The sequence below is a fragment of the Xenorhabdus aichiensis genome (assembly GCF_028598775.1).
GTDB classification, from domain to species: Bacteria; Pseudomonadota; Gammaproteobacteria; order Enterobacterales; family Enterobacteriaceae; genus Xenorhabdus; species Xenorhabdus bovienii.
Genome location: NZ_JAQRFO010000009.1, coordinates 16,618 through 30,012 on the forward strand (window position 1 = coordinate 16,618; position 13,395 = coordinate 30,012).

Here is a 13,395-nt window from a genome sequence, read left to right on the forward strand (position 1 = left end):
CAGAAAGCGTTAATTAAGTTACAATGCACAAACTCTTTTTTATGATTGATGTTTTATATGCGCTATTTGATTTACTGGATCATATTATTGCTTTCAGCATCCACACTGGCTGCTGACAATGCTATCCCAGAAACGACTAAAGCTACTCACAAAGCGACTTCTGACGACGCATTAGATAATTTATCCTATATCTCGGCTGCCTTGCGGCAGAATGGTTTTATTTATTGCGTTAACGGCAATCTGAGTACTTTTAACCCTCAGATGGCTATCAGCGGCCTGACTGTCGATACTCTGGCTGCCCAGATTTATGATCGCCTCTTAGGTGTTGACCCCTTGACCTATCGTTTGATACCAGAACTGGCTTCCCGCTGGGAAGTGCAGGACAACGGGGCAACATACCGCTTTTACCTGCGTCCTAATGTCACTTTCCAATCAACGAACTGGTTTACACCAACCCGTACCATGAATGCCGATGATGTAGTTTTCAGCTTCCGTCGCTTATTCGACAAAACGCACTATTACCATTATGTCAACGGTGGGCATTACCCCTATTTTGATAGTTTGCAATTTGGTGATTCTGTACTGAGTATTCAAAAAATCGATAAATATACAGTCGAATTTCGCCTTAATGCACCTGATGCATCGTTTCTCTGGCACTTAGCAACTCACTATGCCCCAATATTGTCTGAGGAGTATGGGCAGAAACTGCATAAGATAAATCGACAGGAACAAATTGATTGGAAACCAGTCGGAACAGGGCCATTCATGCTGGAAGATTATCGGGCGGAACAATTTATTCGACTTATCCGTCATGATAAATATTGGAAAGGCAAGCCACACATGGAACAGGTTGTTATAGATGCCGGCGCCGGCGGCACAGGCAGAATTTCTAAACTGCTGACGGGGGAATGTGATGTATTGGCCTATCCTCCCGCCAATCAATTCAGTGTGCTGCATGATAATCCGAACCTGCACCAGACATTACGCTCAGGTATGAATATCGCCTATCTTGCGTTCAATACCAGCAAACCACCGCTGGACAAGCTGGCAGTTCGTCAAGCCATTGCGTATGCCATCAATAATCAGCGACTGATGAAATCCATCTATTATGGCACGGCTGAAACAGCTGCCTCAATTTTACCACGCGCATCATGGGCTTATGATAATAGTGCGGAAATCACTGAATACAATCCCGAAAAATCACGAAAAATGCTAACTGAGCTGGGATTAAATGGATTAGAACTGACATTGTGGGTGCCAACGGCTTCACAATCTTATAACCCGAGCCCATTGAAAATGGCAGAACTGATTCAGGCAGATTTGGCACAGGTTGGTATTAAGATGTCTATCCGTCCTGTCGAAGGCCGTGCTCAGGAAAACCAACTGATGGATAAAACCCATGACATGACTCTGGCAGGCTGGTCTACTGACAGTAACGATCCTGACAGTTTTTTCCGACCACTATTGAGTTGTGCAGCCATCGCTTCCCAAACCAACCTGAGCCGCTGGTGCGACCCAGCCTTTGATGATGCACTCCATCAAGCCTTATTAAATCAGCAGCTTGCATCACGTATTGAAAATTATCATATTGCCCAGCAAATCCTTGCACAGCAGTTACCTGTACTACCATTAGCTTATCCAACCCGGTTACAGATATTTCGTTATAACATTAAAGGATTAGTATTGAGCCCGTTTGGCAATAGCTCCTTTGCTGGGGTCTACCGCGTACAGGAAACGACCACGCCTACTGGAAATAAAAAGGAAAGCAAATGATTATTTATATTCTGCGTCGTTTGCTGCTTCTGCTTGTGACGCTGTTTTTTCTTTCATTAATCAGTTTCAGCCTGATGTATTTCACGCCTCATGGACCTTTGAGCGGTGCATCACTGACTGACGCTTATCTGTTCTATTTCCACAGCCTGTTACAGTGGGATTTTGGCATTTCCAGCATTAATGGCGAACGCATTATTGAACAATTGTACAGCGTTTTTCCTGCAACCATGGAGCTTTGTATTCTCTCTTTTTCGATGGCGTTATTAATCGGCATTCCTTTGGGGATCATTGCTGGCGTCTGGCGCAACAAAAAGGCAGATACAATCATCAGTACATTTGCCCTATTGGGTTTTTCCATCCCTGTTTTCTGGCTAGCCCTGCTACTCACTCTCCTCTTTTCACTGTATTTGGGATGGCTGCCAGTATCAGGACGATTTGATTTACTGTATCGGATGGAGCAAGTGACAGGTTCCGCACTAGTTGATGCCTGGCTGTCCAAGGAACCTTATCGCAATGAGATGATCGTGAATGTCATTTTGCACATGATTTTACCCGTTATCACACTAGCCGTTGCACCCATGACCGAAGTCATTCGTTTAATGCGCAACAGTACAGAGGAAGTCTCGGCATCAAACTATATCAAATCAGCCGCCACTCGCGGACTATCACGATTGACGATTATTCGGCGCCATTTGTTGCATAATGCCCTGCCTCCCATCATTCCTAAACTGGGATTACAATTTTCAACCATGCTCACACTGGCAATGGTAACAGAGCAGGTATTCAACTGGCCGGGTTTGGGACACTGGCTCATCATCGCCATTCGCCAGCAGGATTATTCAGCCATCTCGGCTGGCGTGATGGTGATCGGAGCTTTGGTTATTTCAGTGAATGTGCTGACTGATATTATTGGCGCGATAGCTAATCCCCTGAAGCATAAGGAATGGTATGCCCTTAGATAATTTCTACCGTGAAAAGAAAATGCCTTCTCCACTGAAAGTTATCTGGCGTTTTTTCTATGCTGATATACTGGCAATGACGGGCCTTTATGGAGTACTGATTTTAATTGCATTAAGTCTTTTGGGTGGGCAAATTGCCCCATATCAACTTGATCAGCAATTTATGTACCAGCTTATGCCCCCGTCATGGTCACACCACGGGAATGTCGCCTTTTTCCTTGGAACTGATGATCTCGGGCGAGATATTTTCAGCCGTTTGCTGATTGGTACGTCTTCCACATTTGGAGCGGCATTAATTGTGACTGCCGCAGCGGCAATTGCTGGATTAGCTATCGGTAGCCTTGCTGGTATGACTCATGGACTGAGATCTGCTGTCTTGAACCATATTCTTGAGACGTTACTTTCAATTCCCTCACTGTTACTGGCTATCATTGTCGTGGCTTTTGTAGGAGCTAGTCTGCAACATGCAATGATTGCTATCTGGCTGGCATTACTGCCAAGGATAGTTCGCACAATTTATACTGCTGTACACGATGAACTGGATAAAGAGTATATTATCGCAGCACGTCTGGATGGTGCTTCAAATTATCGTATTTTGCGCTATGCCGTCTTTCCTAATATTACGGCGGTGATAGTCAGTGAATTAACCCGCGCTCTCTCTATCGCTATTCTTGATATTGCTGCGTTAGGCTTTCTCGATCTGGGTGCTCAATTACCATCACCTGAATGGGGAGCCATGCTGGGAAATTCATTGGAACTCATTTATTCTGCCCCTTGGACCGTCATGTTACCCGGTGCTGCTATTACGCTCAGTGTCTTACTGGTTAATTTACTCGGTGACGGCCTGCACCGCGCCATTAATGCAGGAGTCGAATAATGCCTCTGCTCGATATCCGAAATCTCACCATTGAATTCATGACGTCAGAAGGCCCCGTTAAAGTGGTTGACCGTATGAGTATTTCACTGGCAGAAGGTGAAATACTCGGATTAGCTGGCGAATCAGGATCTGGTAAAAGTTTGATTGCCAAGGCTATCTGTGGTGTCACGAAAGACAACCTCAGCGTCACCGCAGACCGTTTTCGTTTCAACGACATTGACTTATTGCGCCTGACGTTAAGACAACGCCGGAAAGTAATCGGACACAATATTTCGATGATTTTTCAAGAACCGCAGTCATGCCTTGATCCATCAGAAAGTATTGGCAAACAGCTCATTCAGTCCATCCCAGGCTGGACCTATAAAGGCCGCTGGTGGCAGCGATTCAATTGGCGAAAACGGCGTGCCATCGAACTGCTGCATCGGGTTGGGATTAAAGATCACTATGCCATCATGCACTGTTATCCTTATGAGTTAACGGATGGAGAATGTCAGAAAGTGATGATTGCCATTGCACTCGCCAACCAGCCTCGACTGCTGATTGCGGATGAACCCACCAACGCAATGGAGCCAACAACACAAGCCCAGATATTCCGCTTACTCTCGAGCCTAAACCAGAACAACAACATGACAATCTTGCTGATTAGCCATGATCTGCAAATGATGAGCAAACTGGTCAAGCGCATAAATGTACTGTATTGCGGTCAAACAGTGGAAAGTGCCACACCCGATGAGTTGCTGGTGACACCTCATCATCCTTATACTCAGGCACTTATTCGCTCAATTCCTGATTTTGGCAATCCATTGCCTCATAAAGGCCGTTTGAATACTTTATCAGGGGCTATCCCATCACTGGAGCATTTACCGATAGGATGCCGTTTGGGGCCTCGTTGTCCCTATGCCCAGAAAACCTGTATTGAAACCCCACGTTTACGGGGAGTTAAAAATCATGCCTTCGCCTGTCATTTCCCCTTGAACATGGAGGAACAGTAATTGGTTGAGACATTACTGGAAGTTAAAAATCTGACTAAAACATTCCGCTACCGAACTGGACTGTTTCGCCATCACCACCTTGATGCTGTAAAGCCCGTGAGCTTTACTTTGCAACCCAAAAAAACGCTGGCAATCATTGGTGCGAATGGCTCCGGTAAATCCACACTGGCAAGAATGCTATCAGGTGTGATCGAACCAACTTCGGGCGATATCCTGATTAATAACCATAAACTAGCCTATGGGGATTATAGCTATCGCAGCCAACGTATCCGCATGATTTTCCAAGACCCCAGTACATCATTGAATCCCCGTCAGCGTATTGGGCAGATTCTAGATGTGCCGTTGATTTTGAATACGGAACTTTCTTCTTCTGAGCGAGAGAAGCGAATCAACCAGACATTACGTCAAGTTGGTTTGCTGCCAGATCATGCCTACTATTATCCACACATGCTCGCTTCAGGCCAGAAGCAGCGCGTAGCATTGGCACGGGCGCTGATATTGCAACCGCAAATTATTGTTGCAGATGAAGCATTGGCTTCTCTTGATATGTCCATGCGTTCCCAAATCATTAACCTGATGTTGGAGCTGCAAGAGAAGCACGGTATTGCCTATATCTATGTCACCCAGCACCTCGGCATGATGAAGCACATTAGTGATCAGGTACTGGTGATGCATCAGGGAGAAGTGGTAGAACGCGGCAATACAGCGGAAGTACTGGCCTCACCATTACACGATATTACACGTAAACTGATATCCAGCCATTTTGGCGAACCACTGTCCGCCGAAGCATGGCGGCAGGATATCACCTAATATTTTTTACTGGACGTATTTTATTCACTGCTCGGAGCAGCGTGGGAAACTCACCACATTTTTCTCCAGCGTGGTAGAATCGTCCCCGTTTATTAACAACAAATACCACAGTTATAGTAAGTATATATTTTTGTTACTCCACTATATAACTCTGGTATTGACCACTAAGAACAATAAGGATACTGCTATGGGTTTCATGACCGGCAAGCGCATTCTCATTACTGGCGTTGCCAGCAAACTGTCTATCGCTTATGGAATTGCCAAGGCAATGCACGATCAAGGAGCTGAGCTGGCTTTTACCTACCAGAATGACAAGTTGAAACTTCGTGTCGAAGAATTCGCTGCATCATTGGATTCGAACATCATTCTGCCATGTGATGTGGCTGAAGATGAAAGTATTGACGCATTATTCGCTGAACTAGGTAAAGTATGGCCTAAGTTTGACGGCTTCGTTCACTCTATTGGTTATGCCCCTGCTGAGCAGCTTGATGGTGATTATGTTAATGCCGTCAACCGTGAAGGTTTCAAAATTGCACATGATATCAGCGCATACAGCTTCGTCGCTATGGCGAAATCATGCCGTAACATGTTGAATCCTAACTCAGCCCTGCTCACTCTGAGCTATCTGGGTGCAGAACGTGCAATCCCTAATTACAACGTAATGGGTCTGGCAAAAGCTTCTCTGGAAGCTAACGTGCGTTATATGGCGAATGCAATGGGTGCTGAAGGTGTTCGTGTTAACGGTATCTCCGCAGGCCCAATTCGTACACTGGCGGCATCTGGCATCAAGGATTTCCGCAAGATGCTGGCACACTGCGAAGCGGTAACACCTATTCGCCGTACTGTAACAACAGAAGATGTAGGTAATGCAGCCGCATTCCTGTGTTCTGATCTAGCTGGCGGTGTGACAGGCGAAATTCTGCACGTCGATGGCGGTTTCAGTATCGCTGCCATGAATGAGTTGGAATTGAAATAACTTCAATAACTCATTGATATCTTAAAATAAGCCTAGTGATAATTGTATTTCTGGGCTTATTTCTTTCCCACCATCTCTGTCGTCTTCATCTATCCTCATATTGTTCTAATTTACACTTTACTTGAAATGCTGTGCCAACAGATACCACATCCAATTTATCACCAGTTAATGTAAGATAAATTGATAACATAAAAACTTGACTGGTGTTCTTTCGCTTTCCTGCATTTCTATATTAAGGGCTTGATTAAGGAGCAACATATGAAACTGTACTATGCACCGGGAGCTTGTTCACTCTCTCCTCACATTATTCTCCGCGAAACTGGGTTGGATTTCAGCCTCATAAAGGTAAATTTAAAAGATAAAACAACAGAGAATGGAACTGATTTTTTCAAAATCAATCCCAAGGGACAAGTTCCAGCACTGGTTCTCGACAATGATGTCATTCTCACGGAAGGGTCTGCGATTGTGCAATATATTGCGGATCAAAAACCAGACAGAAATCTAATCGCGCCAGCGGGTACTTTGGAACGCTACCAACAAATCGAATGGCTGAGTTATGTCGCCAGCGAAATACATCAAAGCTTCTGGGCATTCTCTCCAGCGATGGAGGCACCAGAGAGCTACCGTTCGATTACCCGACAAAAATTACTGCAAAAATTTACTTATCTTGATGGTATTTTGTCAAAACGCTCGTATATTGCGGGCGATCATTTTACAGTCATAGATGCCTATCTCTTCACAACCTGTGGCTGGACACCTGATATAAAACTGGATTTGTCTGAACTCAGCCATTTGAATGCCTATCTGCAAAATATCAGGCAGCGTTCACATGTTCAGGATGCTTTAAAAGCAGAAGGATTAATTTAAATCTGAGAATTGTCGCTTCCGGTGTGCCAAAAAAATAATTTAAGCTACCGGAAGCATAACTTTACCGACAATCTTGATCGTCAGTCAATTTGCGCCGCACTGAATTGATGTGTTGGAGTGACCATCTTATCTTGAGCGGCAATAATCTGTAACTCATACTCCCCTCTCTCCTGAGTCTCCAGCATCACTTCGTAGACTGCTGATGCAACATGCTCCAACGCCGCTTGTAATGCTTCATCTGTTAGTGATGTACTTTTCAGTAAATTGACGAGCAGCAAACCACTCGTTAAGTCACCGACACCCACAGGTTGACGTTCACCCGTATTAATCAATGGACGACTAATATGCCAACTATGTTCTTTAGTCACCAAAAGCATTTCAAAGCGATCTGTTCGGTAGCCTGCACGACTGAGGTGTTTGACTAAAACAATCTCTGGGCCTTTTTCGCATAATTCGCGGGCTGCGGATATAGCTTGTTCTACATTTTCGATTTTCCGCATGCTCAACGTTTCAAGCTCCAGTAAATTAGGAGCAATGATATCGCTGATGGGTAATGCTTTTTCACAGAGGAATTCAGCAACCCCAGGAGCGACAATACACCCTTTTTCTGGATGTCCCATCACCGGATCACAGAAATACCATGCTTCGGGATTGGCTTGCTTAACCTGTCTTACAATATCAAGAATATGGTTTCCCTGTTCCGCAGAACCAATGTAACCACTCAGTACCGCATTACAGGAAACTAATTTATCAATTTCACCAATTCCCTGGGCAATTTCAGCCAAATGCTCTGGCGGCATAACACAACCACGCCATTGAGGATATTGGGTATGGTTGGAAAATTGAACCGTATTCAATGGCCATACGTTCACGCCCATTCGATGCATTGGAAAAACAGCAGCACTGTTTCCAGCATGACCAAAAACAACATGAGACTGAATTGAAAGAACATTTTTCATGATAAGGCCTAATTTATTATTTTATGATTCATGAGCGGCTTATTAACAAGTCGAATTTTTTAAGGGCAACATTGCTGTTGCCCTTAACTTTGTTTTTCACTATGTCTTTAACTACAACTACGTCTTTATGAATTATTTCCAGTTGATAAGGCAATAATGCTTTTTACCACGACGTAACAAAGTATAACGCTCAAACAAACGATCGCTGTCCGCGAACGTATATTCAGCATCGGATTGTTTTTCACCATTGATGGAAACCGCATTAGAACCGATCATGGTACGAGCTTGACCACGGGAAGGTACTAGCCCAGCGGTGACCAGAGCTTGTTGCAAATCAGCGTCTTTTTCCAGTTCAATCGCTGGCATACCATCTTGCGCTAATTGAGCAAGATCTTCTTCAGTCAAGTCTGCAACAATGCCAGAGAACAGGCTATCAGTAATGCGCTTCGCCGCAGCAAGACCGGCTTCACCATGTACCATACCCGTCACTTGCTCTGCCAATACATACTGAGCGCGCGGAGCCTTACCGCTGTTCTTATCTTCTTCTTCCAAAGCATTAATCTCTTCAATGCTCATAAAAGTAAAGAACTTCAGGAAGCGATAAGCGTCTGCATCCGCGGTACTAATCCAAAATTGGTAGAATTTATACGGGCTGGTTTTCTTTGGATCTAACCAAACTGCACCACCTTCTGTCTTACCGAATTTAGTACCATCAGATTTAGTGATCAGCGGCACTGTCAAACCGAAAACTTGTTTCTGGTGTAAGCGGCGCGTTAAGTCGATACCTGAAGTAATATTGCCCCATTGGTCTGAACCGCCAATCTGCAATTCAACACCATATTTTCCATTCAGGTTAGCAAAGTCATACGATTGCAACAGGTTATAAGAAAACTCAGTGTACGAAATACCAACATCATCACGATGCAGACGCTGCTTTACCGCTTCTCTGTTGATCATCTGATTAACGGAGAAATGCTTTCCGATATCACGCAAGAAAGTAAGCACATCCATTTCCCCAAACCACTCATAGTTATTGGCAATTTCCGCACGGTTTTCACCACAATCGAAATCGAGGAATGGTGAAACCTGTTTACGAATTTTTTCAACCCACTCTTTAACGGTCTCTTCTGTATTTAATTTGCGTTCAGTTGCCTTAAAACTTGGATCGCCAATCAAACCTGTCGCACCACCTACCAACGCGATAGGCTTATGCCCGGTCAGTTGGAATCGTTTTAAACACAGCAAGGGAACCAGATGCCCCAAATGCAAGCTGTCAGCGGTAGGATCGAAGCCGCAATAGAGAGAAACCGGACCTTGCGCCAGCCTCTCTGCTAACGCTTCTTCATCCGTTACCTGGGCAACAAGGCCCCGATCTTGCAGTTGTTTTATCAGGTTATTGCTAAACATCAATGGCTCCATCGGTTTGTATACTTTACCTATATAATGACCTATATAAGTAACTCGTTATAAATTGCGTGCTATAGCATAAAACGCCAGTAATTTAAGTGCCAGTATTAAAAACAGTAATTAATCTCTTAGGGTGCAAGACGATCAATATGCCATTCTTCGCCTTCCCGCTGGTATAAGAAGCGATCGTGAAGGCGATACGCGCCTCCCTGCCAGAATTCCACAGAATCGAATTCGACTTTAAATCCTCCCCAGAAACTGGGTAGCGGCACTTCTCCACTCTGGAATTTCTGTTTCAACTCCAGAAATTTACCTTCTAGAATGCCTCTAGTAGAAATACGGGAAGATTGTTGTGACACCCATGCAGCGATTTGACTATCCCTCGGGCGGCTATGGAAATATTTCACAACCTCTGTAGGAGATAAGCGCTCAGCTTTGCCAAGGAAACTGACCTGCCGTTCAAGCTGATACCACGGAAAATGGAGGCTGATTCGGTTATTCTGGGTCAAATGCTTCGCCTTGCGGCTACCAAGGTTGGTATAAAAAACCAAGCTACGGGCATCAAAATGTTTTAATAAAACAATACGTTGATGAGGCTGACCGTGCTCATCAACTGTAGCAATACACATTGCCGTAGGGTCAAGGAGTTTGGCTTCACAAGCCTGTTTCAACCAAAGTTCAAAAAGTTCAATCGGTTCTTTAGTAAGATCCTTCCGCCTCAATCCACCACGTATATATTCGCGGCGCAGGTCTGCGATACCCGTTTCATTATGTTCTGACATTTCTAACTCTCGATTTCTTAATGAGTATTAACATATCATTGTTATCTGCTGGCAACAGGATAAATTGCCCCTAAAATCGTTTCCCTGCCCGCACCCGTTACTGACGGCAAGTTACCCGACAATCCAGACATAGTGCGGAATGCCAGCCAAGCAAATGCCAGTGCTTCCATATCGTCACCACTCAACCCATATTTGTCGGTCGTAGCAACTTCAGTAATTGGCAATAAAGCAGATAAGCGGCTCATTACACGTGGATTTCGTGCTCCACCTCCGCAGACAAGCAAGCGCTCACACCCACCACTCAATACTACCTGCTGTGCGATACTTACCGCGGTTAGTTCAGCCAGCGTTGCCTGAATATCTACAGATGAGACGTCAGGAAAATCTGCCAACTGTTTTTCCAACCATGCCATATTGAAGTACTCACGCCCCGTACTCTTCGGTGCAATACGTGCAAAATAAGGATCAGAAATCATTTTCTGGAGCAAGTGTTGATTAACTGTTCCTTCATTTGCCCACTGAGCATCCTTATCATAAGGCAACTGCTTATGCCGCCATATCCAGGCATCCATTAGCATATTCCCTGGCCCAGTATCATACCCTTTAACCGCAGAATCTGGCAGCAGTGCGGAGATATTTGCGATCCCGCCAATATTCAGAATAATGCGTCTTTCTGTTGGATGCCCGAGAACTGCCATATGAAATGCGGGCACTAAAGGTGCGCCCTGACCACCATAAGCCATATCACGACGCCTGAAATCGCCCACAGTAGTAATATTGGTCAATGCAGCGACACGGTTATTATCACCGATTTGCATAGTAAAAGGTTTTTCGCCGTCTGGTTCATGCCATACTGTCTGCCCATGACAGCCAACTGCCGTAATGTCGCTTGCGGTTAGCCCAGCTTTATCCATCAGACCTTTTATTGCTTCGGCAAAAAGTGTTCCAAGTTCATAATCAAACTGGCCGACCATAGATAATGTCGTCTGCTGACCTTGACAGATGGAAAGCAATTTCTGCTTAAGCTCTTGTGGAAATGGGTGAGAATAACTCACTTGCTGTGCAACAACTTTATCGCTAATCGCCGCCAGAACAACATCAACTCCATCCATGCTAGTACCAGACATGACACCGATATAACGTCCTGACTTCATAAATACTCCCCTATTTAAAGAGTGGATTACATTTCGTTCGTAGATTACATTTAATCTTACATAAACTATGAAACACATCTATTTGGACTATATATGTTTAGCAGTCAATATCAGAGATAAAATCTGAGTTTTGGAGAGTCCTTCACAAAACATGCTAAACTTTTGGTCAGGAATTATTCCCTTAGGAGTTCGTCTTCAATACTTATTATTTATCGAGAAATGAGCTGTTAGTGTATCGGCAATTAGTAGCCAGCAAATTTATTATGACTGTTGCTGGCAATAGTAGCCTAATGCTTGGTTGTAGGTTTATTATCAGGCTTTCCCATTGGGCATTAAAATTAGGAGTAACTATGTTCAAACGTTTCCTGGTTGGTGCAGTTGTAGTAACAACATTGTCTGGTTGCGCAGACATGGGAGCACTTTCTAGTGATACCTACTCGATTGATCAAGCCAAACAAGTTCAAAACGTAACCTACGGCACTATTCTGTCTGTACGTCCTGTGTATATTAAAGGTACTCAGGCTGGTAACCCAAACATGCTGGGTTTGATTGGTGGTGCTGTTTTAGGGGGGCTATTAGGTAACACGGTCGGTGATGGTACAGGCCAAAGACTTGCTACGGCCGCAGGTGCTATTGCTGGTGGAGTGGCTGGCCAGGGGATTGAAGGGGCCATCAATAAAACGAAAGGTGTCGAATTAGATATTCGCACGGATAGCGGAAGAAATATCGTCGTCGTACAGAAACTGGATCAAGTCGTATTCAGCAAAGGCCAACGTGTCAAGATCGCTGGCGGTGAAAATTCGACTACAGTATCACCACTCTGACATCATTAATTCACGTAGAATCAAACCAAAAAAATCGCGGCTTGCCAGTATCTGCTGGACCGCGATTTTCTCTTCATCGGTTAATTTTTATATTACCTGTTTATGCAATTGGCTAATATTCTTTTCGATTTTTTTTATTACAGAAGCAAGCAGAATTAACTCATCATGAGTAATTCCCTCCAAGATATCTTTCCTTGTAGAGCCAATAACACTGTCAACTTCTCTGATAAAAGTTTCCGATTCCTCGGTTAATTTGATTCTTTTCGCACGCCTGTCATTAGCACAAGTGTGACGTGTAATCAGTTGCTTTTCTTCTAATTGATCCAGAGTCCTCACCAAAGAGGGTTGTTCGATACCAATAGCTTTCGCAAGTTGTATCTGTGACTGCTCCGGTGGTAACTGACTAATATTGTATAGAGTAACCCAATGTGTTTGAGTTAATTTCAACGGTTTCAAACGATGATCAATTAAAGCGCGCCAAACACGAACTAAACGTGCTAGGTCTGATCCCAATGTCAATTCCAATTACCCCTCCTTATAATTAGAGACTCATATAACATCAATGAATTATCCAATCAGTTTATTCATATGAATAATGGATACGCACCTATATCATGCTTACATTAGCAGAGTCAGAAATTTCGCTAATTACCTAATTAGTGTCGCGTTGGCTTGTTACTCAAAGTTGACATCTTCGTCGCCCTAAAGAGCGAAGTTTTACGGCGCACCGAATAAAATCGCGCATTAATCCACCAACGATATAAACTGTATAAAATAATCCTCTAGCTAAACTATTGTAATTTTAAATATCAACAAAATAAATACAAACCCTAAAAATAGATACAGTTCCACTCGGTTAAAGTTCTATAAGAATAACCGCCATCCAAATACTAATCTATATATTTTTACATTAATATCATTTTTCTCTTACAATGATAGTTCATATTATGATAAATAATATTAAAAACAATAAGATAGAAAGCAAGCTCTTTTATTGTTCAATAAGTAATTCTTT

General features: G+C 43.8%; 13 protein-coding genes. 8 read left to right on the forward strand and 5 right to left on the reverse strand.

All coding sequences use genetic code 11. The features are described 5' to 3' along the window. The first annotated feature begins 57 nt into the window (after positions 1-57). The 7 genes from sapA (at position 58) to gstA (ending at position 7,254) form a co-directional block, all read left to right on the forward strand. Positions 58-1,773 carry an ABC transporter substrate-binding protein SapA gene (gene sapA / locus PSI22_RS06020; RefSeq protein WP_273578979.1) on the forward strand — a complete coding sequence of 572 codons (1,716 nt, stop codon included), beginning with the start codon at positions 58-60 and terminating at the stop codon, positions 1,771-1,773. After that, positions 1,770-2,735 (forward strand): putrescine export ABC transporter permease SapB, encoded by a 966-nt coding sequence (gene sapB, locus PSI22_RS06025; RefSeq protein WP_273578980.1) that lies wholly within the window; start codon positions 1,770-1,772, stop codon positions 2,733-2,735. Before sapA ends, sapB begins: the two co-directional genes overlap by 4 nt. Next, complete coding sequence (sapC, locus tag PSI22_RS06030) at positions 2,722-3,609, forward strand: putrescine export ABC transporter permease SapC (protein ID WP_273578981.1); 888 nt, start codon at positions 2,722-2,724, stop codon at positions 3,607-3,609. The genes sapB and sapC overlap by 14 nt, the downstream gene beginning before the upstream one ends. Beyond that, positions 3,609-4,601, forward strand: coding sequence for a putrescine export ABC transporter ATP-binding protein SapD (gene sapD / locus PSI22_RS06035; RefSeq protein WP_273578982.1), 993 nt, complete (start codon positions 3,609-3,611; stop codon positions 4,599-4,601). The genes sapC and sapD overlap by 1 nt, the downstream gene beginning before the upstream one ends. After that, positions 4,602-5,411 (forward strand): putrescine export ABC transporter ATP-binding protein SapF, encoded by an 810-nt coding sequence (sapF, locus tag PSI22_RS06040; protein WP_273578983.1) that lies wholly within the window; start codon positions 4,602-4,604, stop codon positions 5,409-5,411. Between the two features lie 187 nt (positions 5,412-5,598). Continuing rightward, positions 5,599-6,387 (forward strand): enoyl-ACP reductase FabI, encoded by a 789-nt coding sequence (fabI, locus tag PSI22_RS06045; RefSeq protein WP_038192206.1) that lies wholly within the window; start codon positions 5,599-5,601, stop codon positions 6,385-6,387. Positions 6,388-6,645: 258 nt separating this feature from the next. Then, a complete protein-coding gene (gstA, locus tag PSI22_RS06050) occupies positions 6,646-7,254 on the forward strand; it encodes a glutathione transferase GstA (RefSeq protein ID WP_273578984.1) in 609 nt (202 codons plus the stop codon). Positions 7,255-7,334: 80 nt separating this feature from the next. Here the strand turns inward: gstA and pdxY are convergent, their stop codons facing one another. The 4 genes from pdxY to anmK form a co-directional block, all read right to left on the reverse strand. Further along, positions 7,335-8,213, reverse strand: coding sequence for a pyridoxal kinase PdxY (gene pdxY / locus PSI22_RS06055; RefSeq protein WP_273578985.1), 879 nt, complete (start codon positions 8,211-8,213; stop codon positions 7,335-7,337). Between the two features lie 132 nt (positions 8,214-8,345). After that, entirely contained in the window at positions 8,346-9,620 is a 1,275-nt protein-coding gene (gene tyrS / locus PSI22_RS06060) for a tyrosine--tRNA ligase (RefSeq protein ID WP_038206178.1), read from the reverse strand. 128 nt (positions 9,621-9,748) lie between these two features. Continuing rightward, a complete protein-coding gene (gene pdxH / locus PSI22_RS06065) occupies positions 9,749-10,402 on the reverse strand; it encodes a pyridoxamine 5'-phosphate oxidase (RefSeq protein WP_273578986.1) in 654 nt (217 codons plus the stop codon). Positions 10,403-10,443: 41 nt separating this feature from the next. Continuing rightward, the gene (gene anmK, locus PSI22_RS06070; protein WP_273578987.1) at positions 10,444-11,556 is read right to left on the reverse strand and encodes an anhydro-N-acetylmuramic acid kinase; all 1,113 of its coding nucleotides are present in this window, start codon (positions 11,554-11,556) and stop codon (positions 10,444-10,446) included. A 350-nt stretch (positions 11,557-11,906) separates the two neighbouring features. Between anmK and PSI22_RS06075 the strand changes: the two genes are divergently transcribed. Beyond that, on the forward strand, positions 11,907-12,380 hold the full coding sequence (locus tag PSI22_RS06075) for an outer membrane lipoprotein (protein WP_273578988.1): 474 nt from the start codon (positions 11,907-11,909) through the stop codon (positions 12,378-12,380). A gap of 87 nt (positions 12,381-12,467) precedes the next feature. Here the strand turns inward: PSI22_RS06075 and slyA are convergent, their stop codons facing one another. Continuing rightward, positions 12,468-12,905 carry a transcriptional regulator SlyA gene (gene slyA, locus PSI22_RS06080; protein WP_012988918.1) on the reverse strand — a complete coding sequence of 146 codons (438 nt, stop codon included), beginning with the start codon at positions 12,903-12,905 and terminating at the stop codon, positions 12,468-12,470. Positions 12,906-13,395: the final 490 nt, after the last annotated feature.

Bases quoted from the DNA above. Each gene is read 5' to 3' on its own strand.
- sapB (WP_273578980.1), top strand. From the start codon at position 1,770: ATGATTATTTATATTCTGCGTCGTTTGCTGCTTCTGCTTGTGACGCTG.
- fabI (WP_038192206.1), top strand. From the start codon at position 5,599: ATGGGTTTCATGACCGGCAAGCGCATTCTCATTACTGGCGTTGCCAGC.
- PSI22_RS06075 (WP_273578988.1), top strand. From the start codon at position 11,907: ATGTTCAAACGTTTCCTGGTTGGTGCAGTTGTAGTAACAACATTGTCT.
- anmK (WP_273578987.1), bottom strand. From the start codon at position 11,556: ATGAAGTCAGGACGTTATATCGGTGTCATGTCTGGTACTAGCATGGAT.
- tyrS (WP_038206178.1), bottom strand. From the start codon at position 9,620: ATGTTTAGCAATAACCTGATAAAACAACTGCAAGATCGGGGCCTTGTT.
- sapA (WP_273578979.1), top strand. From the start codon at position 58: ATGCGCTATTTGATTTACTGGATCATATTATTGCTTTCAGCATCCACA.
- gstA (WP_273578984.1), top strand. From the start codon at position 6,646: ATGAAACTGTACTATGCACCGGGAGCTTGTTCACTCTCTCCTCACATT.
- pdxH (WP_273578986.1), bottom strand. From the start codon at position 10,402: ATGTCAGAACATAATGAAACGGGTATCGCAGACCTGCGCCGCGAATAT.
- pdxY (WP_273578985.1), bottom strand. From the start codon at position 8,213: ATGAAAAATGTTCTTTCAATTCAGTCTCATGTTGTTTTTGGTCATGCT.
- sapD (WP_273578982.1), top strand. From the start codon at position 3,609: ATGCCTCTGCTCGATATCCGAAATCTCACCATTGAATTCATGACGTCA.
- sapC (WP_273578981.1), top strand. From the start codon at position 2,722: ATGCCCTTAGATAATTTCTACCGTGAAAAGAAAATGCCTTCTCCACTG.